We start from the raw sequence: 20837 nt of genomic DNA on the forward strand, positions 1-20837 counted from the left end.
GAGGTTTATCCATTCACTGCGGTTGAGGTGGCAACAGCGGGTGTGGCTGTTTCTGGCTGCATGGTGCTTGATATTGTGCCCGCTTCGTTTGCATCAGCGACTGGCTGTTTAGAAGGGCGTCGCCAGAATCCGATAATCATGGCGGTGGTTGCGATACCCGCGAAGGTACAGGCAATCCACGTCACGAAAGGAATCGGCTGCTCGATGTAACCGATGAATGTCCCCAACGGAGAGCCAATACCGCCGTAGAATTTCACGTCCAAGTAACCCACAAGGCCACCGGCTAGGGCTGAACCTGCCACACTGGCGGTGATGATTTGAACAGGGTTTGCCGCAGCAAACGGAATAGCACCTTCAGTTACCCCAACAATACCCATACCGAACGCAGAGTTTGCAGAAACTTTTTCAGTGTCTGTGAAGCGGTTTTTAAACAGTTTTGATGCCAAGAAGATACCCAGTGGCGCGACAGAAATAGCCGCTTGCGCTGCGGTGCCTGGTACAAAGTTAGCGCCTTCAATGCCGTATTTTGCAACGGTGTCTGTCCACACGGCAGTACCGAAAATCAGTGCCGTTTTGTTGACTGGGCCACCGAAGTCGAAGCCGATCATTGCACCAATAATGGCACCGATAATGAAGGTAGACGCGCCGTAGGTGTTGGTTAGCCAGTTTAGGCCTTCATAGAGCGCGCTCATTGCGCCCGCGATAGGCTGGCCAATGAAATACAGCACAACAACGGTAATGAAGAAGGTCGCGATCAACGGAATGATCATGATTGGAACAAGGGGTTGAAGCAATTTCGGCCATTTGATTTTCTTTAGTTGCTTCACGAAGTAGCCGACAAGGAAAGCAACAAGAATGGCTGACAGGAAGCCGCCACCTGCGTCTGTCCCCAGGAATGCAGGGTCATTCGCCATGTATGCGCCTAACATAGCTGGTGCGATAGCTGGACGATCTGCGATGGAGTTTGCCACGAAGCCTGCGAACAATGGAATCATCAGCAAGAAGCCGATTTGACCCACTTTGAACAAGTGCGCCATGAAGTAACCGAGTGGTTCTGTTTGGTCAAAGCCCCAAGCGACCATACGGCCTAGGTCATCACGTTGGAAGGCAAAAATGTTCGCGATGGCCAACAACAAACCCGCAGCAATAACCATAGGTACCATGTAAGAGATACCGCTCATGATGTGCTGAACAAAACCGTTTTCAGTGGTTTTACCCAAGGTTACGTTACCGACTTTTGTGCCTTTCGCACCAAAGACAGTCGCGTTTTCTTCGGCTTCTTTGATGAGTGCCATGGCGTCGCGAATCGCGGCTTTTGGACGCGCCTTGTAAACACGTTTCCCTGCAAAGCGAGCAAGATCAATTTCAATGTCAGAGGCGATGATCACCAGTTCTGCATCGTTAATTTCTTGTTCTGTTAAAACATTCTGCGCACCGATTGAACCTTGGGTTTCAACCTTTACAAAAAAATTGTGTTCTTTGCCAGCTTGCTCGAGGGCTTCAGCTGCCATGTAAGTGTGAGCAATACCAGCAGCACAGGCGGTTATCGCAACAACATTTTTGGTCATGAGGTTCTCCTTCTACGACCTTCAAATAGGGTTTTGGCATAAGAATGATGAAAATATTTCCAATTTAAGACTGTGATTGAACGCATATTAGTCATTTTGTTGTAAATATTTACAGTTAAAGGGTGCTATCCATCATGGAAATTTTCTCAAAACACTGTAAATTTTTTCACCGTAAACTGAACAGTTAGTGTTCTCGTGAATGTATTTTCACATCCAACAATGAGAGTGATGCCTAATGCCCAACACGACTAACCAGCCCGACACATTTTCATATTTGGTGCTTTCAGAGATTGCAGGTCGTCTAGATGGAAAGCTCAATGCGGAATATCACCACGCATTGCCATGCAATGACATGCCGTTGTTGGCATGGTGCACGCCAGACGAAAGAGTTGAAATTGTTGTGGAAGGGGCCGTGGACATGATGTTCAGTCACGGTGGTGGGGAGCGAGGTGTGGTGCGCATGCAGCCTGGCGATGTACTTCGTGTTGCGGCTCACGGTTGGAATTTGCCGTACGCGGATGAGGCAAATACCTTGAGCATTTGTTGTCGCGGTGAAAAACTTGGTCTGAGTTATAACCATTGGCAAGATGGCCGTTGCATCAGTTTGGCGAAATGGGCGATGCCGCTAACCTCTCTCAATGCGTTGCTGCTTGGCTTAACGTCAGATGTTAGGGGATTAAACGATGTGAAGCTTGATGTATTGTTACGGGCGATCTCTCGCAAGCTCAGCGCCAATGCCTCAGATGTGTCTAAACAAAAACAGCTCTTTCATCAGATTCTGACTTACATGCGCTGCCATTTTCATGAGTCGATATGCCGAGAGTCGGTTGCCGAGCATTTCTGTATTTCATCAAGTTACCTTTCTCACCTGTTTCAGCAGCACAGCGACATTGGCTTTAACGAGTACATCAATCGAGAACGTTTTGCTCATGCCCGACACCTGTTGATTGAAAAAGGCCTGCGCGTGAAACAGGTGGCGCTGGAAAGTGGGTTTGTGGATGCAGATTACTTTTGTCGCTTGTTTAAAAGGCTAGCAGGGATGACCCCAACGCAATATCGACAGCATTACATTAGCCAACAGCAGAGCTTTTCTCATGAGTTTTCTCACGACGCTGTTGTGACGAGTTAATTTCTGCGCTTATCCATTGATGTTTTGAAAATGGATGGCTGATAAGTGGGTGTTAGGCAAGTTGAGGCTTGTCGGTGCGTGAAAGCACGTTGAATATGGCAGAGCAGATAGAAACAAGAGGCAACAAAAAAGCGCAGCCGAGGCTGCGCTTTCTCTTACACACAAAGAATTACTTCTTGATGCGTAGTACTGGTGTTTGGCCAACAACAACAGAACCAGAAAGCTTGTTCAGCTCTTTGATTTCGTCCATGTTAGAAATAACAACAGGTGTCAGAGTAGACTTCGCTTTTTCTTCTAGCATTGCTAGATCGAACTCGATGATTGGGTCGCCAACTTTAACAGTTTGACCTTCTTCAGCGATACGCTTGAAGCCTTCACCTTTTAGCTCAACAGTGTCGATACCGAAGTGAACGAACATTTCGATGCCGTCTTCAGATTCGATTGAGAAAGCGTGGTTAGTTTCAAAAATCTTACCAATGGTACCGTTTACTGGTGCAACCATTTTGTCGCCAGTTGGTTTGATTGCGATACCGTCACCAACGATTTTTTCTGCGAAAACAACATCTGGCACATCTTCGATGTTTACGATTTCACCAGAAAGTGGTGCCATGATTTCAATCACACCTGCATCGCTGCTGTCGTCAGAAACCAGCTTCTTCAGTTTGTCAAACAGACCCATAGTGTTTGCTCCTAAGCGTTATCAATACTTTGCTGCCGTAATTTAGCAGACAGTTTTCTCAGCAATGAATTTTTCTACATGCTCAGCGATTTCCGCAGCAGTAGGCATTGCAAGTGCTTCGTCTGCCATTGCTTTAACATCAGCAAAGTTGGCATTACGGATAATTTTCTTGATGCGTGGGATTGAGATGCCGCTCATGCTGAACTCATCAAGGCCCATACCCATCAGTAGTAGCGTTGCACGCTCGTCGCCTGCAAGCTCACCACACATGCCAGTCCATTTGCCTTCTTTGTGAGAAGCATCAATTACCTGCTTGATCACAGTAAGTACAGCTGGAGACAGCGGGTTGTACAGGTGAGAGATCATCTCGTTACCACGGTCAACCGCAAGAGTATACTGGGTTAAGTCGTTTGTACCAATGCTAAAGAATGCAACTTCTTTCGCTAGGTGGTGAGCAATCGCTGCAGCTGCTGGTGTTTCAACCATTACACCGATCTCGATGTTCTCATCAAACGCATGGCCTTCTGCGCGAAGTTCCACTTTGTATTCTTCGATTGCTTTTTTCAGCTCACGGATTTCTTCTACAGAGATGATCATAGGGAACATCACGCGTAGTTTACCGTGTGCAGATGCACGAAGGATGGCACGAAGTTGGTCACGTAGAATCTCACGACGATCCAAGCTGATGCGAATTGCACGCCAGCCTAGGAACGGGTTCATTTCTTTTGGCAGATCCATGTACGGTAGATCTTTGTCACCACCGATATCCATAGTACGGATAATCACTGGGTGACCTTGCATTGCAAGCGCAACGTCTTTGTATGCTTTGTACTGCTCTTCTTCAGTAGGCAGTGCATCGCGGTCCATGAACAGGAATTCGGTGCGGTAAAGGCCTACGCCTTCGCCGCCGTTACGGTTAACACCATCACAGTCTTTCACGGTACCGATGTTACCGCATACTTCAACTTGGTGACCGTCCAGAGTGATTGCTGGCAAATCTTTCAATTTAGCCAGTTCTTCTTTCTCTGCGATGAATTCGTCACGGATCGCTTTGAATTTGCTTAGCTCTTCTTCGCTTGGGTTGATAACAATCTTATTGTTGATTGCATCAAGTACCAGCATGTCACCGTTGTTCACTGTTTTAGTGATGTTCATGGTACCAACGATTGCTGGTAGCTCTAGCGAGCGCGCCATGATTGAAGTGTGAGAAGTGCGACCACCGATATCGGTGATAAAACCTAGTACGTAATCCAGGTTGATTTGCGCAGTTTCTGAAGGTGTTAGGTCGTTAGCAACCAAAATCACTTCTTCGTCGATAGCGCTTAGAGAAACGATGTTGATACCCAGGGCGTTCTTAACAAAGCGTGAGCCAATGTCACGGATGTCAGTTGCGCGTTCTTTTAGGTATTCGTCGTCAAGAGACTCAAGCGTAGATGCTTGCTCTTCGAATACGCTGTAAATCGCGTAATCAGCCGCTGCGTTGTTCTCTTTAATGAAAGCTATGATTTCTTCTTCTAGCTCTTCATCTTCCAACAGCATGATGTGGCCTTCAAAGATAGCTTCTTTCTCTTCACCAAACGTGATGAGTGCTTTTTCTTTGATAGCTTCTAGCTGAAGTTTAGATTTTTCGCGCGCATCGAAAAGGCGCTGAATTTCCGCGTCCACTTTGTCAGCTGAAACAGGGTTTTTGTTGATGACGATTTCGTCTTCTTGAAGTAGCAGCGCTTTACCGAATGCAATACCAGGAGATGCCAGAATGCCTGAAATCATAGCTTTACCTTACGTTGACCAAATTTAATTGCTAATGGATAGAAAAAAGCTGGATTATTCCAGCTCGTCCATCAGTTTAACTAGGTGATCAACAGCTTCTTGAGCTTGTGCACCATCAGCTTTGATAGTTACAACGGTACCTTTAGTCAGGCCAAGAGTTTGCAGTTTGAACAGGCTAGTTGCGCTTGCTTCTTTACCGCCAGATTCAACAGTAATTTTTGCATCGAAGCCTTTTGCTTCCTTAACAAACTGAGCAGCAGGACGAGTGTGCAGACCGTTTTCAGCAGTGATTTCTACTTGCTTTTGATACATGATTTACCCCGATACATTATTTATTTAAGTTTATGTATTAAATCTGTTGATAGCTTAAACCGAATGACCTGATTTGGCTATCGGTGGAGCCTAAACTAACGAAGATTTGCATGCCTTTGCTTAATCCAAGTCAAATTTTTGTGACATTTTCGCTTGAATGGGCATCTGCCTCGAACACGAGGCGGCTTTTTATTTCGAGCCTCGAAAATAAGAAGCGGGGATTTTTTACTAGAGCGGGCTAAAAAAATCAAACAAAAAAGCCCCGGAGGGGCTTTTTTGTTGTCTGTCAGACTATTGTCTGTAACAAATTGTATATATTACTGCTGGTTTTCTAACTCAGTGAAGATGCCTGCGAACAGTGCAGTACTGAGGTAACGCTCACCAGAACTTGGTAGAATGGTAACAATGTTTTTGCCTGCGAACTCAGGAAGCTCTGCAACTTTGTTTGCCGCTACAACCGCTGCGCCTGATGAAATACCGGCTAGAATACCTTCTTCTTCCATCAAACGACGTGCCATAGCAATCGCTTCGTCAGAGGTAACGTGAACGACTTTATCAATCAGTGATAGATCAAGGTTGCCAGGTACGAAACCTGCGCCGATACCTTGAATTTTGTGTGGTGCAGGTTGAACTGCATCACCCGCAACTGTTTGTGCAATAACCGGTGATTCTGAAGGCTCAACGGCAACGGTTGTGATCGCTTTACCTTGGGTGTTTTTAATGTAACGGCTAACACCAGTTAGCGTACCACCAGTACCTACACCCGCAACGAATACATCGATTTCGCCGTCAGTGTCTTCCCAGATTTCAGGACCCGTCGTCTTTTCGTGGATCTCTGGGTTAGCAGGGTTATCAAACTGTTGAAGCAACAGGTATTTTGCTGGGTCAGTGGCGACAATTTCTTCTGCTTTAGCAATCGCACCTTTCATGCCTTTTGCTGCTTCTGTCAGCACAAGGTTTGCACCCAGCGCTTTTAGCAGTTTACGGCGCTCAAGGCTCATTGATTCAGGCATGGTCAACGTCAACTTGTAACCGCGAGCGGCTGCAACGTATGCCAATGCAATACCTGTGTTACCACTGGTAGGCTCTACCAACTCTACACCTGGTTTCAGTGTGCCTTTTTTCTCGGCATCCCAAATCATGTTCGCACCGATACGACATTTAACGCTGAAACTTGGATTACGCGCTTCAATCTTTACCAGCACTTTTCCGTTAGATACACGGTTAAGGCGTACTAGAGGGGTGTTGCCGATGGTAGTTGTATTATCTTCGTAAATCTTACCCATGTTCTTCGTTCCTTCGGTTTGCTGGGGAATACGTCTAAAATAATATCGCCGTTTGCATAAATGCAAAGGAATCGTTGGTTATATCTTATTGTGATTTCAGAACTTAGACAGTTATTTCTGGCTTTTGTGATATGGAAAGTAGACAGGGGTTGGCTAATTATGGAGGCGTTTCTTTGCATGACTCTGCCGCCCGTGAGGTTGGGCGACAAAGTTAACATGTATATAGAAGAAGAGGATTTGCTCCTCGGTGGTTAGTAGCGCGCGAGCTCGCCACGGTATTTGTCTACCCACATTGCAGTGGCGCCACACACAGCGGCGGGCATGACAAACAGGTTAAGCACTGGGGTCATGGTGAACACCATGACTAACGCCCCAAAGCTCATGCTCATGCCTTTTTGTTCACGCAGTGTGGCTTTCATTGATGGAAACGACACGCGGTGGTTATCAAATGGGTAGTCACAGTATTGAATACCCATCATCCATGCGCTGAACAAAAACCAAAGTACTGGCCCTAGTGTTTGTCCGATCGCCGGAATCCACATCAAAATCAGCAGCCCCAGTGCTTTCGGTAGGTAATACCAAAGTTTCTGCCATTCTCGTTTGAATATACGCGGTAAATCTTTAATGATCCCAGCGATACCATCGTCTGGTGGGCGCTTGCCGGTGAGTTTTGCTTCCAAGTGCTCAGCCAATAAGCCATTAAAGGGAGCGGCTATCCAGTTAGCGACCGTGCTGAAAAAATACGAGCAGATGACCAACACGAAAATTGCCAGCAATGGCCAGAGTAGGTAGGAAAGCCAATCTAGCCATGAAGGAATATAGGAGAGCCACCCATCAATCCAAGTACTGAGTTGTGACAATAGCACGCCAATCAGGGTACCCATCAACAAGAGGTTAACCATCAATGGAATGATGACAAATCTGCGGATACCTGGCGTAAACGCCAGAGAAAATCCACGCAGGAAATAACCTGCACCGGATGTTGGTTGTTGTACCAGTTTTGAGGGGGTCATAGTGTCTCCTTGCTTTAACCTCTGCATGGTAACGGTTTCCTGTTGGTATTGGCAATTTATGCTGGCGTGGAATTTTTAAGTGCATTGCGTGTCAAAAGCCAGAAAGAACAGGCACTTTTTGAGTGTTCTTATGGGTTGAGCATTAACTTTTATGCGCTTTTTGGTACAGTAGTCAGCAAATTGTATGCGCGACATTGCCAAAGCTTGTTCCAAGGTGTTTAGATAGGGGCTTGCTCTATGGTTTCTCGTCGCTAATTAGATAAATACTGAGATTAAATGATGCAGGAATTGCGCCTTGTATTGATCATTTTGGGAGCGGTAGCGATAGCTGCGCTTCTGCTTCATGGCCTTTGGACCAGTAGGAAAGAAAAGCCTGCCAAATTTGGTGAAAAACCCATTGGTAAGCTGACAGAGAAGGATGACACTGGCTTTGATCAGGATGGTATCGGCTCTGTTCGTGTCATCAAATCGGGTGATGACAAGCCTAAAGTGGACAGGAAAGAACCTGGTTTAAGCTTTGGCGATAAGTCTGATGTTGATCCGCTGTTCGCGAACGAAACGCGTACCGACGAAGCATCGACACCTGATACACGTATTGATAATGACCTTGAGTCAAACACCGTTGCGAACGATGTTGTTGTCGATACAAAAGAAGAAGCGTTTGATCTGCCGGCTTTCTCTGCCTCAGATAACGACGCGCCATCTTTTACCGTTGATGAGCCGCGTGTTGATGCTGAACCGGTTGCTGAACCGAAGAAAGCGTCGAACGATTTTTACCAAACCGCGTCGTCTTATGATGAAGATGTGGTGGACGTGCCAGCCAAAGATGCTGTTGCTGAAACATCTGAAGAACAAGATGTTGCCGCGGTTGATGAAGAGCCAGAGGTTGCACCTGAGCCTCAACAGCAAGTGCTGATCATCAATGTGCAAGCGGGCAATAACCAAGAGTTCGATGGCACTGAGTTGATTAACTGCCTTGAGCAACATGGTTTGCTGTATGGCGAAATGGAAATCTTCCATCGTCATGCGGATTTAGCGGGTACGGGTAAAGTGTTGTTCAGTGCTGCGAACATGTTTAACCCAGGCAGTTTCCCATTAGAAACTATCCATCAATTCACCACGCCAGGCATTTCGTTGTTTATGACGTTACCGTGTTATGGCGAAGCTGAGCAAAACTTTAAGTTGATGCTGCAGACAGCTCAACAAGTTGCGGATCAGTTAGGTGGTTTGGTGACGGATGATTCTCGTACCATGATGACGCCTCAGCGCATTGATACGTACAGAGAAAAAATTAAAAAATTCCATTCACCTGCTTAAACAGCGTGAAGAAAAAAACGCCCGTTAAGGGCGTTTTTTTATGGAGAAACCCTTTGATGGTTTTCTTTTACTTCACGCGTTTCCAAGGGCCACCATTTGATGGAAGGTCGCCTTTGGTCCACCATTTTGCTTCATAGCTCGCGTTCTCAAACATCACGATGTCACCCGCTGAATAAGCAACGCCGTCGTTCCATGCTTGATCGCCACCCCCCGCTTGTGCCTGCCATACGGATGATGTGCCTGGTTCGTCACCTTTCGTCCACCACTGTGCAGTGTATTGCGTTCCAAGGTGGTTTACTGAATCTCCCGACAGGTAGACGTTATCGGCACGCCAATCGGTTTCCCCTACAGGGCCAGTCCCCTTCACAGCAATATCAACAACTGTTGATACGGTTGCTTGGCCATCTGTGGCCGTGATTTGAACCTGTTGGATCAGATCTTGAAGGGTGTCGGGCGCTGAATATGTCACTGTGGCTGTGTTTCCTTTAATCGAGAAGCTTCCTTCTGAGATGGAAAAATCGATAGGGTCATTATCTGCATCCGTTGCGGACACGGAGAATTGAACGTCTTGGCCGCTATCAACAGAGACCGAAGTGGGCGCTGACAAAACAGGTGCAGCATTCACGGCGGCTTTTTTCACTTCGAGTTGGAAACTGTGGTTGGTGTTTTTTACAAAGACCAAGTTGCCATAAAGATCATTGCTGTCCCAAGCGACTGTCCCGTCTTCTGCCAATTTACCTAAACGTGCGCTTGAGGATGTGTTGTTGACTGCGTTAGCGAGCTGCGCGCCCCACACGGTTTCTGCGTCATTGGTTGCGTCTATTGGTAGCTTTTCGAATACCGTTTCAGCGCCTGAACCATCAAACACGCGGAACCAAACAGTATCGCCTGCAGAGGCATCTGTGGTGGATTTTATTGCACTGCCGATGCTGTTCCATGTTGGCGCAACAACATCGCCGCCAAAGCTGATATCACTACAGTTATAGAAACCTTCCCCCGCGGCATCGACGCGTTGCCAGCGAGAAAAGAGCACAGCATTCCCCGTTCTGTCTGTTGGGAGTGTCACTTGCATTTGGTAGTACTTTCTCTCGTTGATCACCACAACGGGCAAATCATCGAACTCAGCAATCAAATCAATATCAGACCAAGCGAGTGGTGAGGAGGCAGGATTGTAATTGGCGTTTGATAGGTAGATTTTCCAGAAGCTTGGATTGTGCGGTGTGTCTGCGTGATAAAGCAGCGTCAATTTGCCATTGGCTGCGGGATCAATGGGGGTGGTTTGCCATTCAGAAGACGGTAAATCAATGCCCGCTTTATCGGGATCGCCACCAGAACACAGAGCGCCGCTTGGTATGGCTTCTTCAACAGCGGCTTGGTTGGTGTAATCAGAGACGAGTTTGGCGAACTCATGTTTTTGAATAAAGGGTATCCAGCTGGACTCCCAAAACGCAGCACGACAGGCTGCATTCGGAATGGTAGAGCCATCTGCCGAATCCCAGAAGCCGCCATCACTGTCGCAGATTTCTTGTCGAGCGGGCGGGTAATCCATATACCCATGTGCGGATACCGTGTGCGGAATGGCTACTGCTGAAACAGCAGACGCTATCGCGATATAGGGGAGTAGTCGAGTACGTAACATGTTCCTTCCTTTTATATTTCTCGTTGTTTTAGTGATTGCCTCCTTGGTGTGCGCAATTATTAAAACTGCTTCAATTCATTGTTATCACAATTAAAAAGTGGCTCGAAAAAGAAAGAGACTTTTTTCAAAAGGATGAAAATTTTCGAGTTAAACGGGAAGGTAAATCACTAAACCTTAGCAACACAAAATACAACGTAAAATGACTTAACATATTGAGGTGTATAGAAGAAAAATGTCGGCACGCTTAAGGTTTAAGCATGAAGGTCGAGGAGGGCAATGGAGTGAGGAAAAAGCTTTCCTCACTCGATCTCGATAAAGACCAGTTTCTTTATCTTTGGTCATTAGGCTTTGTCTAAGGCAGATTCGATCAACGGTGCAAGTTTTTCGGCAGGCAGATAGCCAGGTACAACATCACCGCCAATGATCATGGCTGGCGTGCCGCGCAGGCCAAGTTGCTGGAACAGAGAAACGTTTTTCTCAACCATCTCGACGCTATCATCGTGTTGTTTGAGTTGATCTCGCGTCCCCGTTTTGTCAGCAATACGTGCCAAAGAGCGTTGATCATGAGCGCTAGGCTTGGTGAGGAGTAACTGGTGAACATCAAAGTACTTATCACGCGCCTGTTGCCATACGTTCAGTGCAAATGCCGCTGAATTCATCTCAGACAGAGGGGCGTCCATTTCTTTTAGCGGCACATAGATGTTGACCACTTTTATGTCTGGGTAGGCTTTGGCCATGTCATGTAAAACCGGATCGAGGCGTTTGCAGAAAGGGCAGTTGTAGTCGGTAAAGTTCACAATGGTGAGCTTGGGCTCAGTCGCGCCAAATTGGGTATGATTTGGGTTGTTATAGAGGTAGTCGTGGTTGGCAGTGAGTATGCCCTTGAAGCCTTGTTGCTGTGCGACGTATTGCGTCAGGCTTTGGTGTAAACCAGGAATAATGTCTGGATTTTTCTGAAGTAGCGTAGTGATGGCGTTCAATTGCTGTTGTTGTGTTTTATTCAATGCTGTTTCGGACACGGCATTGAAAGAGGTCAAGGTGGCGATCATCACCAACAGGATTGGAAGTAATGTGTTTTTCATCTTTTTAGCTCATCAGTTGTTAGGAAAACCACAGGCGAGCCAGCAGACCCGGCGGCGTTGTAATGCCTGTTGTTATAGATTCGACGTGGCCATGTTTAATGATGACGATAGTGGGTGTGGCTTGAATGCCCCAGGTTTGTCCAATTCTCCCTTTCTCGTCGTTGACGGTATCAAAATGAAGGTCATGACTCTCGAGATAAGCTTGAACTCGGCGGTTGTTACCTGATGTCATTGCTACGGATATCACAGGGTAAGAATCAGAAAACCAGTCAACGGTAGGCGTGACAAATTTGCAGGCCGGACACCATGTCGCCCAAAAATACAGCACAACCGGTCCTTCATGGCTGAGGGCGACCAAGTCGATAGCATCGCCGGATATTGTCGTCATTGGCATTGCTGGCACCGCGCCTTTTGGCATGTCTTGGGTTCGCCACCAATCCATCGCAAATGCCATCACACTGAAAAGAACCACTAAAGTCGCAAACTCTCGAAGCCACCATTTTGGGTTCTTCCATTTACGTTTGGGTTCCATTTTCTGTGGCGTGTTGTCACTCATAAGACGTTCCTTGTGCGAGCTTGATGGCATGGAGTACGGCGTCGTTGGAAAGGATCACAGGTAAAGGGATGCCATTGGGTGCATTGGGGCCATAAACAATGTTGAAGGGCACGCCATATCTGCCGTGACGTTGAAGATACTGAGTGACGGAATCACTGGGTGACGTCCAATCACCCTGCATTCGAACGATGTTCTGACCGTTGAGCGCACTGTAAACCGGCTCTTGAAGCAATACGCCGATTTTGTTGGCTTTGCAGGTAATACACCAATCTGCTGTCACATCTACAAAGACGGTTTTACCTTGCCCGACATAGTGACTAATTTGCGCAGAGGAAAGTTTCTCCCAGTTGTGGTCGGTAGGTAGCGGCGTGGCCCATTTGGATGCTGTCAAACTTGCTGTGGCAATGCCGACCACGATCAGAACCATGGCAAACGCGCTGACGAGAACCGTCGTTTTTCTCCCATACACTGACGATGTTCGCCAGAGAAAAATCACTGTCGCCACGAATACGATAGCGACTACCCAACCCAAAGAAAAATGGCTTTGTAGTAGAGACATTAACCATATGCTGGTGGCAAGCATCATCACACCGAAGGTAACTTTGAGTCTGTTCATCCAATGGCCAGGCTTGGGTAACCGTTGGGCGATGGATGGCATAGCGGCAACCAACAACCAAGGTACTGCCATGCCGAACGCCAATGCGGTGAAAATGACAAACAGCATGAGGTAATTTGTGGTGAGAGCAAACGCGACAGCCGTTCCCAAAAAAGGTGCTGAACAAGGTGTTGCCAATAAGGTTGCAAACATACCTTGGGTGAAATGACCGGCGTAAGAGTTATCTCCTTTGCTGGCAAGCCACGTATTTGCTGTGCTAGGAAGGCGGATTTCAAACAAGCCAAGCATGTTGGCGGCAAAAATAGCGGTTACTGCCATCATCAAACCGATGAACAATGGGCTTTGAAATTGAATGCCCCAACCAAATGCGTGCCCTGTGAGCTTTAAGGTGCTGATTAGTGCGGCAATCGCCCAGAACGAAAATAGAATTCCCATCGCAGAGGCAATGAATTGGCGTCTGATCTGCGATTTTTCCAGTCCTTGCACGGATATCACGCTGCCGAGCTTCATGCCGAGGACGGGCAGGACGCAGGGCATGATATTCAAAATCAATCCGCCCAATACGGCGAATAAGATGGCCGTGAAAAATGACGGTTGAGATGGCGAAGTCGCGATGCCTCTTTTCGCTGTTGATGCATGCTCTGCGATAAAGCTGTCATCGAGAAACGTCACTTTGAGTGTTTCATCGCTTAACTCAGGTTTTCCCATCCAGCTGCTTGCGTCAAAGCGTGCGCGCAAGGTGTTTCCCGTGACTTGAATGTAGGGAACGGAGAAGAAAGTGTCCTGAACCGCGTCGGTGCTTCCATCAATCAATACATCCGGCGTTTGCCAGCCCGTCGTTTTTTTCGCAGTGATCTCTACCTGCTGCGCACTTTCGTCCCAAATGACGGAAAGCGCTTCTATGAGCGGCGAAGGCTGAGGCACATTGCTCATGCCTTGCGCGAATAAATGAAGCGCTTGAAGATCGGTTTTCAAGGCGGCTGGCATTACCGTTAAATCAATGGGGTAGTCGGTGAGTACACATACGGTTGTGCACGACGATACCGTGACGTTGCCTTTGATGTTTACAGGCTTCTGAATATTCACTGCCGTAAACGTGAGAGGAAAGATAACGTGCCCTTTGTAACCAAGGGTATCAATACCTAACAGGTCAAAGCGTTGAGGAGCAGGCCAGTGCCAAGTGATATCTTTTATGTTTTCTGATGCTTGCCAGTCAAAGCTGGGGGCAATGCCACCTTCACCTGGCGTTCGCCAGTAGGTTTTCCAATCATCATTCAATTGGACTTCTAAAAAGCCATCAAAGGTATTGGCGTCAGCGTTAGTTGCCCCTGTTAGCACGATACGGGTGCTAAGCGGAGGGTGGGCTGGGTTATTGAGCCAGCCTGTCGACGGCGTCTCAGCTTGTGCCGCCATTACGGTTGAAAAAGCGATGCTCAAACTCACGATGAGTAAGACCAGCTTTCGTGAGAGTGTGTTTAGAACGTGCATGGGTGTATTCCTAGAAATTAAACAAATATAAAAACGTCTAGCGTGTGCCAGTGTTTGATGTGTTTATTCTCTAAAAACGCACAACGTGAGGTGTAATCGCCGGGGCGGAGGAATGGGTTCAGGGTGCTTTGGAACAAATGTGGATGTCGACAGCAGCCAAGCAATAATGGCGAACGCAAACACCCACATGGTAAATGTCGCTGACTCCCACGATGACGAAGATAGCTGAACCAGCTTTTCAGAAAGCTCGCAATTGCTCGCCATTGCTCGCCATTGCAGTGGTGTCATTGTTGGATGTTAGTGAGGTACTTTGCGTTGACGTCGTGGCTTCATTTATTACAACGCCATGGTTCATGCCGCAGGCATTGAAGGCGCCCGCATTTTGCGACAAACACACAAACACCACCCACCAAACTAGGGTAAGTGCCCACTGCGCGCGTGTGATCGATGTTGTGTAGGGTTTAATGTGTCGCAATCTCTGAAAACTCGGCGTTATCGAAGCTGTTGTTTATCTCTCTATTGAACACGGTTGGACGCGGATTGGGAATGTTTGTTCAGCATTTTTTTATAAAAACATCTAAATCCAGTTGGTTGCATGCGGTAAAAAGCAGTAAGGCCCAAGAAGATGAGCCTTACTGTTGGATTGAACATCCGTGCTGGTTCGTGTCTATGGTGTGTCAGACACTGGCGCTGGTGCGTAGTGTTGAGGACCAAGATGCGTGAGTTCGGGGATGATGGTAGCAACTGTCATGGTTGACCATGTGCCTGCAACGATACCGATGAACATGGTGATAGAGAACCCGTACAGTGGCTCTCCTCCAAGCAACCACAGTGACCCCACCGAAATCAGCGTGGTTCCCGACGTGATCAAGGTACGCGACAAAGTAGAAACAATGGCGCGGTTGTTCAATTCAGCAATCGGCAGGCTGACGTTGGCTTTTAGTAGTTCGCGAATGCGGTCTGAAATGATGATGGAGTCATTGAGTGAGTAACCTAATACTGCTAGCAATGCCGCCAGCACGGTGAGGTTAAACTCCATTCCCGTGAGCGAGAAGAATCCTAGCAGCAGCACCACGTCATGCACCAAGGCCAGCAATGCGCCAGATGCCAGTCTCCATTCGAAGCGCATGCTCAAATAACCAAGTATTACCAACAGCGTAATCAGTACCGCCAAGCCACCTTGCTCTGCCAGTTCTTGCCCTACTTGTGGGCCAACCAGACTGACGTTGAGCATTTCAACGTTGTCAGAAAAGCCATTGAGTAGCGTTTTGATTTCTGGTTGATCGCTGAGCGTCTCAGGTGCGGCATAGCGAAGTACCCACTGACCTGGGTCTCCCGCTTCCACCACTGACACGGGTTGGTTCAATGCGGTTTCTAAGTGGGATTGAATCTCTTTGGCTGTCAGGGTTTTATCCAGTCTGACTTCGCTGATCATTCCCCCCGTGAAATCGAGCCCGTAGTTCAAGCCTTTCGTCGCGAGTGTGAAAATGGAAATCAACATCACTACACAAGAAAGCAAGGTGCCGATATGGCGCCATTTGGTCATGTTTTTGACTGTTATCATGGTTATACCCTCACATCACGGCGCGCATCTTTACCCCAAAATAGGTTAATCACCGCGCGAGAAGCGAAAATACCCGTGAACATGCTTGTTAGAAGACCTAGCCCCAATGTGAGGGCGAAGCCCTGAATCGGGCCATTACCGATTGCGTATAACGTTGCGGCGGAAATTAGCGTGGTGATGTTTGAGTCCAAAATGGTGGCAAACGCACTGCTAAAGCCAAGATCGATAGATTGCGCGAAGCTTCGTCCTTCCCGCATTTTTTCTTTTATTCGCTCGAAGATAAGCACGTTGGTATCAACGGCCATACCGATGGTGAGCACGAGACCTGCAATACCCGGAAGCGTCAGAACTGCCCCTGGCAGTAACGCGATAAGACCCAGCAACATCACCATGTTGATGAGAAGCGCAAGGTTCGCCACCCAACCCAGTTTGCGATACCAGACCGCCATGAACAGCAAGGTCAACCCCATGCCAAGCGCCAGCGCCGCGAAACCGTTTTGAATGTTTTCAGCACCCAAAGAAGGGCCAATGGTGCGCTCTTCAACGATGGTGACTGGCGCGGTCAGTGAGCCTGCGCGCAGCAACAGTGCTAAGTCTTGGGCTTCTTCAAGTTGGCCGACACCCGTAATACGGAAGCGGTTACCCAGCTGAGATTGAATTGTTGCAATGCTGATGATGGTGTTGGTTTGCTCGACATTGCCTTTGCTGTCGCGGCTGTATTCGCTATACGCCGTGCCCATTGGGTCGCCAATGTGCTTCGCCGAGTAATCTGACATCATTTTGCCGCCAGAGGCATCCAATGAAATGTTTACTTCTGGTGTGCCCATTTCGCCCATTCCTGCTCGTGCATCCACAATGTGTTCGCCAGAAAGAATCGGTTTGCGGCTCACATAAACAGGTGCACCTTTGTCATCAGGGATCATCATTGAGCCCGGCGTGGGTGACGTTTTTACTTCATAGAACGCCAAGCTTGCTGTTGCGCCGATAACATTTTTTGCAGCGGCAGGATCTTGAACGCCTGGCAATTCAATGCGGATGCGGTGTTCACCTTGGCGTTGAACAGCAGCTTCAGTGATGCCCAACTCCTCGATGCGGCTGCGCATGGTTTGCAAGTTTTGCTGCACAGTCAGGTTGGTGAGGGTTTGCTTTTCTGCCTCCTTTAGACTGATTGACAAGCCCAAGTCACCTTTCCCTTGCACATCCCACTGCGGGAATTGCTCACGAAGGTATTGTCGAACCGCACGTTGTGCCTCGTCAGAGGGGGCATTCACCACAAAACCATCAGCGTTGGATTGATGAACACGCAAGCCACGAATGCGATTTTCGCGGGCAAAGGCTTTGACGGAATCTGCTGCTTGATCGGCGTGAGAGCGGAAGACTTGCTGCATATCTACATCCAGCAAGAATTGCACACCACCGCGTAAATCTAGGCCGAGCTTGATGGGCTTAAAGCCCATTTCAAGCAACCAACTTGGGGCCGCAGGAACCATGCCTAGGGTGACAATGTCGTCTTTGTTCGAATACTCCGTCAGAATACTTTTCGTTTTGTTCTGATCGGCAGCATCTTGCAGGACAACGGTGGTGCTGTTGCCTTTTTGGTCGATGCGTTTCACATCGACGCTATGCGCATCCAATTGGTGCTTTAGTGTGACAGGGGCGATGCCATTATCTTTATGTTTGATGAAAACAGCCGCCTCTTCACCAAACCAAGAAGGAAGGGCGCTGAGAAGCATAATGATGATGGTCGTAACAAGGACGACGTATTTCCATGCTGGGTAATGATTCAGCACGGTCTTTCGTTTTGGTTTTAACTGCATAGCAATCGTCTCACTGGCAATTGGCCAGCAACTTTGTCTTATACCTACCAATTTGATTGGTATTCATTCATGACACGTAAAGACCCGCCAATACGCTAAGTTCGCGTATGACTAAGTTTTCAAACGTGCAAAAGCGGTGAGCGAGACGCTCAAAATGATAAGAGTTAAGACGCAGTGTCAGCTTGGCTGATAAACCGATAGAGCAGATTGGATTCCTTCCATCCTGAAATACGGTGCAAAGAGGAAGGGGGGCCTCTTAACGTCCAATCGTGCCAATGACGTGATTGGACGTGCACATATTGCAATCGTGATGGAATGCTTGAAGGTTCAAAATCAAAAACGAGTTCGTAGTTTGGTTCTGTATTGTGTAATCGCTCAGGCAGGAAAGATCCATTTCGAAGAATGGATGATAAACCGGGAGCGATGGATTTCGCAGGGGCACGATGTTCGAGATGCGCATCGTTTTGTGATGTTGTGGCATCTTGCTGGTGGTGAGTCAGGGGAGACAAAACGATAGTCGACAGATCCGACATTGCCGTTTGTCGTTCGAAAGTGGTGGATGCGCCAGCAGAAAAACAGACGAGCAGCAAACTGAGCAAGACGCCCAATAGACTTCGTTGTTTATTCCAAATACTGCACATACAAGGACTCACCCATAAATTCGGTTTCATATTACTTGCGAGTGCTTCTTTCAACAAGCACTGAATGCGGCTTTGTGAGGGATCTGAAAATCGGTCAAACCTTATCCGTCATCGGTGAATTTCGATATTGTGTAACTGCAACGCAGATACGCTTGAGGTTATACTACGGCCTTATTCTATTTATCCTTTACTCGTCGTTTGAGTGAAGAAGACTGACTGGGCTGAATTGATGACCTCGGATATCCAACAACAATTGCAAGCGCTGAAAGAGCAGCTTAATTATCATGGCCACCTTTACTACGTAGAAGATAAGCCAGAGCTTCCTGATGCGGAGTATGACCGTTTGATGCAGCAATTGCTGGCGATAGAGTCAGAGCACCCTGAGTTGGTTTCAGCAGATTCACCGAGTCAACGTGTTGGCGGTCAGCCACTCAGTGCGTTTGTCCAAGTCCGTCATGAAATCCCGATGCTGTCGCTCGACAATGCATTCGATGATGACGAGCTAAAAGCGTTCGAAAAGCGTATGAAAGACCGATTGAACGACGCTGCTGATTTTACGTACAGCTGTGAGCCTAAATTGGATGGCCTCGCGGTGAGTTTGATGTACGAAAACGGCGTGCTTGTTCAAGCGGCTACTCGAGGTGACGGTGCGACGGGTGAGAACATCACGCACAATGCCCGCACGATCCGAAACGTTCCTCTGCAACTTCAAGGTTCAGGTTGGCCAGCGCGTTTAGAAGTGCGTGGCGAAGTGTTTATGCTCAAAGATGGCTTCGATAAGCTGAATGAGAAAAATCTAAAAAAAGGTGAAAAAGCCTTCGCAAACCCCCGAAATGCCGCGGCTGGCAGCCTTCGTCAACTCGACCCAAAAATCACCGCAACCCGTCCTTTACGTTTTTATGCCTACTCGGTAGGTGTCATGTCGGAAGCGTTTGGCGACTCACATATTGGCCGTTTAGAACAACTTCGTCAGTGGGGTATTCCATTGAGCCCTGAAGTGAAAAAAGTGAATGGCTTAGACAATGTGATTGCTTACTATCAAGACATCATGGAACGCCGCAACGCGCTGCCTTACGAGATTGACGGCGTCGTGATTAAAGTTGATGCCATTGTGACGCAAGAGCAATTGGGCTTTGTGGCTCGCGCACCGCGTTGGGCCATTGCTTACAAATTCCCAGCGCAAGAAGAAATCACCACGTTATTGGATGTTGAGTTCCAGGTGGGGCGAACCGGGGCCATTACACCCGTAGCCAAACTTGACCCTGTCTTTGTTGGTGGTGTGACGGTTTCCAATGCCACACTTCATAACGCGGATGAAATTGCCCGTTTGGGTGTCAAAATCGGCGATACCGTCATTATTCGTCGTGCTGGAGATGTGATTCCACAAATCGTGAATGTGGTTGAGAGCAGAAGACCTGATGATGCAAGAGACGTAGTGTTCCCTGCGGCTTGCCCTGTGTGTCATTCACACGTTGAACGCATTGAAGGTGAAGCCGTTGCGCGTTGTTCTGGTGGTTTGATTTGTCGCGCGCAGCGTAAAGAAGCCATCAAGCATTTCTCATCGCGTAAAGCGCTCGATGTAGACGGTCTTGGCGACAAAATCGTAGAGCAACTGATTGATAAAGAATTGGTTCAAGCCCCAGCGGATTTATTCAAGTTGTCAGCAGGTCAAATCACCATGCTAGAGCGCATGGGGCCTAAATCAGCACAGAATTTAGTGGATTCACTGAACAAAGCAAAAGAAACCACGCTGCCGCGCTTTATTTACTCATTGGGTATCCGAGAAGTAGGCGAAGCAACAGCGGCGAACCTCGCGAACCATTTCTTTACGCTTGAAGCTATTCGAGAAGCGACAGAAGAAAAGCTGATAGACGTTCAAGATGTCGGTGTCATTGTCGCCAAGCACGTGACATCTTTCTTTAGTGAAGAGCGCAACAAAGAGGCGATTGATGCGCTGCTGGAAGCGGGTATTCACTGGCCAGAAATTACAGCGCGTGATGAAAGTGTCTCGTTGCCGCTTGAGGGCAAGGTGGTTGTGTTAACCGGCACGCTTTCTCAGATGTCGCGTTCTGATGCCAAAGCGGCACTTCAAGCGCGAGGGGCGAAAGTCACAGGCAGTGTTTCTGCGAAAACTGACCTTTTGATAGCGGGCGAAGCTGCTGGTTCCAAACTGACCAAGGCGCAAGATCTTGGCATCGATATCTTAGATGAAGACGGAATGATCCAGCTGCTCTCCTAAATAAATACTGTCGCTTCATGTTGAGCATAAACGCCAGTCTTTGACTGGCGTTTTTTGTGCGCGGAAAACAACACATCAATAACGCCAATAATTCTTCTCGAGAAATATCATGACTCACCAC

The 20837-nt window shown here is 47.9% G+C and carries 16 protein-coding genes; 3 read left to right on the top strand and 13 right to left on the bottom strand.

All coding sequences use genetic code 11. From position 1 onward, the window contains the following. Positions 1 to 5: 5 nt before the first annotated feature. Positions 6 to 1568: a PTS fructose transporter subunit IIC gene (locus EQP46_RS07095; RefSeq protein ID WP_129492989.1), complete on the bottom strand. Its 1563-nt coding sequence runs from the start codon at positions 1566 to 1568 to the stop codon at positions 6 to 8. Positions 1569 to 1803: 235 nt separating this feature from the next. Between EQP46_RS07095 and EQP46_RS07100 the strand changes: the two genes are divergently transcribed. Further along, complete coding sequence (locus tag EQP46_RS07100) at positions 1804 to 2697, top strand: helix-turn-helix transcriptional regulator (protein WP_129492990.1); 894 nt, start codon at positions 1804 to 1806, stop codon at positions 2695 to 2697. 169 nt (positions 2698 to 2866) lie between these two features. Here EQP46_RS07100 and crr read toward each other — a convergent pair whose 3' ends face one another. The 5 genes from crr to cysZ form a co-directional block, all read right to left on the bottom strand. Beyond that, positions 2867 to 3376, bottom strand: coding sequence for a PTS glucose transporter subunit IIA (gene crr / locus EQP46_RS07105; RefSeq protein ID WP_017009306.1), 510 nt, complete (start codon positions 3374 to 3376; stop codon positions 2867 to 2869). 42 nt (positions 3377 to 3418) lie between these two features. Further along, complete coding sequence (gene ptsI, locus EQP46_RS07110) at positions 3419 to 5146, bottom strand: phosphoenolpyruvate-protein phosphotransferase PtsI (protein WP_129492991.1); 1728 nt, start codon at positions 5144 to 5146, stop codon at positions 3419 to 3421. Positions 5147 to 5200: 54 nt separating this feature from the next. Further along, a complete protein-coding gene (locus EQP46_RS07115; protein WP_002537934.1) occupies positions 5201 to 5458 on the bottom strand; it encodes an HPr family phosphocarrier protein in 258 nt (85 codons plus the stop codon). 317 nt (positions 5459 to 5775) lie between these two features. Beyond that, entirely contained in the window at positions 5776 to 6744 is a 969-nt protein-coding gene (gene cysK, locus EQP46_RS07120; protein WP_129492992.1) for a cysteine synthase A, read from the bottom strand. A gap of 251 nt (positions 6745 to 6995) precedes the next feature. Beyond that, positions 6996 to 7757 (bottom strand): sulfate transporter CysZ, encoded by a 762-nt coding sequence (cysZ, locus tag EQP46_RS07125; protein WP_129492993.1) that lies wholly within the window; start codon positions 7755 to 7757, stop codon positions 6996 to 6998. Positions 7758 to 8033: 276 nt separating this feature from the next. Here cysZ and zipA point away from each other — a divergent pair, with 276 nt between their 5' ends. Further along, entirely contained in the window at positions 8034 to 9074 is a 1041-nt protein-coding gene (zipA, locus tag EQP46_RS07135) for a cell division protein ZipA (RefSeq protein ID WP_129492995.1), read from the top strand. A gap of 67 nt (positions 9075 to 9141) precedes the next feature. Here the strand turns inward: zipA and EQP46_RS07140 are convergent, their stop codons facing one another. The 7 genes from EQP46_RS07140 to EQP46_RS07170 all read right to left on the bottom strand — a co-directional run bounded on the left by EQP46_RS07140 (position 9142) and on the right by EQP46_RS07170 (position 18477). Next, positions 9142 to 10713, bottom strand: coding sequence for a lytic polysaccharide monooxygenase (locus EQP46_RS07140; RefSeq protein WP_129492996.1), 1572 nt, complete (start codon positions 10711 to 10713; stop codon positions 9142 to 9144). Between the two features lie 341 nt (positions 10714 to 11054). Next, on the bottom strand, positions 11055 to 11795 hold the full coding sequence (locus EQP46_RS07145) for a DsbA family protein (protein ID WP_129492997.1): 741 nt from the start codon (positions 11793 to 11795) through the stop codon (positions 11055 to 11057). Between the two features lie 19 nt (positions 11796 to 11814). Continuing rightward, a complete protein-coding gene (locus tag EQP46_RS07150) occupies positions 11815 to 12351 on the bottom strand; it encodes a protein disulfide oxidoreductase (protein ID WP_129492998.1) in 537 nt (178 codons plus the stop codon). Further along, the gene (locus EQP46_RS07155; protein ID WP_129492999.1) at positions 12344 to 14455 is read right to left on the bottom strand and encodes a protein-disulfide reductase DsbD family protein; all 2112 of its coding nucleotides are present in this window, start codon (positions 14453 to 14455) and stop codon (positions 12344 to 12346) included. The genes EQP46_RS07150 and EQP46_RS07155 overlap by 8 nt, the downstream gene beginning before the upstream one ends. Before the next feature lie 667 nt (positions 14456 to 15122). Beyond that, complete coding sequence (gene secF, locus EQP46_RS07160; protein ID WP_129493000.1) at positions 15123 to 16019, bottom strand: protein translocase subunit SecF; 897 nt, start codon at positions 16017 to 16019, stop codon at positions 15123 to 15125. Positions 16020 to 16021: 2 nt separating this feature from the next. Further along, positions 16022 to 17836 (bottom strand): protein translocase subunit SecD, encoded by a 1815-nt coding sequence (secD, locus tag EQP46_RS07165; RefSeq protein ID WP_129493001.1) that lies wholly within the window; start codon positions 17834 to 17836, stop codon positions 16022 to 16024. 164 nt (positions 17837 to 18000) lie between these two features. Further along, the gene (locus EQP46_RS07170; protein ID WP_129493002.1) at positions 18001 to 18477 is read right to left on the bottom strand and encodes a hypothetical protein; all 477 of its coding nucleotides are present in this window, start codon (positions 18475 to 18477) and stop codon (positions 18001 to 18003) included. A gap of 229 nt (positions 18478 to 18706) precedes the next feature. Here EQP46_RS07170 and ligA point away from each other — a divergent pair, with 229 nt between their 5' ends. Then, a complete protein-coding gene (gene ligA / locus EQP46_RS07175; protein ID WP_129493399.1) occupies positions 18707 to 20716 on the top strand; it encodes an NAD-dependent DNA ligase LigA in 2010 nt (669 codons plus the stop codon). The last annotated feature ends 121 nt before the right edge of the window (positions 20717 to 20837 follow it).

It is taken from the genome of Enterovibrio baiacu (assembly GCF_004120195.1).
GTDB lineage: Bacteria > Pseudomonadota > Gammaproteobacteria > Enterobacterales > Vibrionaceae > Enterovibrio > Enterovibrio baiacui.

What these genes read in the sequence shown, in the direction of transcription:
- cysZ (WP_129492993.1), bottom strand. Translation starts at nt 7,757, where the DNA reads ATGACCCCCTCAAAACTGGTACAACAACCAACATCCGGTGCAGGTTAT.
- EQP46_RS07095 (WP_129492989.1), bottom strand. Translation starts at nt 1,568, where the DNA reads ATGACCAAAAATGTTGTTGCGATAACCGCCTGTGCTGCTGGTATTGCT.
- EQP46_RS07140 (WP_129492996.1), bottom strand. Translation starts at nt 10,713, where the DNA reads ATGTTACGTACTCGACTACTCCCCTATATCGCGATAGCGTCTGCTGTT.
- ptsI (WP_129492991.1), bottom strand. Translation starts at nt 5,146, where the DNA reads ATGATTTCAGGCATTCTGGCATCTCCTGGTATTGCATTCGGTAAAGCG.
- EQP46_RS07150 (WP_129492998.1), bottom strand. Translation starts at nt 12,351, where the DNA reads ATGAGTGACAACACGCCACAGAAAATGGAACCCAAACGTAAATGGAAG.
- ligA (WP_129493399.1), top strand. Translation starts at nt 18,707, where the DNA reads ATGACCTCGGATATCCAACAACAATTGCAAGCGCTGAAAGAGCAGCTT.
- EQP46_RS07145 (WP_129492997.1), bottom strand. Translation starts at nt 11,795, where the DNA reads ATGAAAAACACATTACTTCCAATCCTGTTGGTGATGATCGCCACCTTG.
- EQP46_RS07155 (WP_129492999.1), bottom strand. Translation starts at nt 14,455, where the DNA reads ATGCACGTTCTAAACACACTCTCACGAAAGCTGGTCTTACTCATCGTG.
- cysK (WP_129492992.1), bottom strand. Translation starts at nt 6,744, where the DNA reads ATGGGTAAGATTTACGAAGATAATACAACTACCATCGGCAACACCCCT.
- zipA (WP_129492995.1), top strand. Translation starts at nt 8,034, where the DNA reads ATGATGCAGGAATTGCGCCTTGTATTGATCATTTTGGGAGCGGTAGCG.
- crr (WP_017009306.1), bottom strand. Translation starts at nt 3,376, where the DNA reads ATGGGTCTGTTTGACAAACTGAAGAAGCTGGTTTCTGACGACAGCAGC.
- EQP46_RS07100 (WP_129492990.1), top strand. Translation starts at nt 1,804, where the DNA reads ATGCCCAACACGACTAACCAGCCCGACACATTTTCATATTTGGTGCTT.
- secD (WP_129493001.1), bottom strand. Translation starts at nt 17,836, where the DNA reads ATGCAGTTAAAACCAAAACGAAAGACCGTGCTGAATCATTACCCAGCA.
- EQP46_RS07115 (WP_002537934.1), bottom strand. Translation starts at nt 5,458, where the DNA reads ATGTATCAAAAGCAAGTAGAAATCACTGCTGAAAACGGTCTGCACACT.
- secF (WP_129493000.1), bottom strand. Translation starts at nt 16,019, where the DNA reads ATGATAACAGTCAAAAACATGACCAAATGGCGCCATATCGGCACCTTG.
- EQP46_RS07170 (WP_129493002.1), bottom strand. Translation starts at nt 18,477, where the DNA reads ATGTGCAGTATTTGGAATAAACAACGAAGTCTATTGGGCGTCTTGCTC.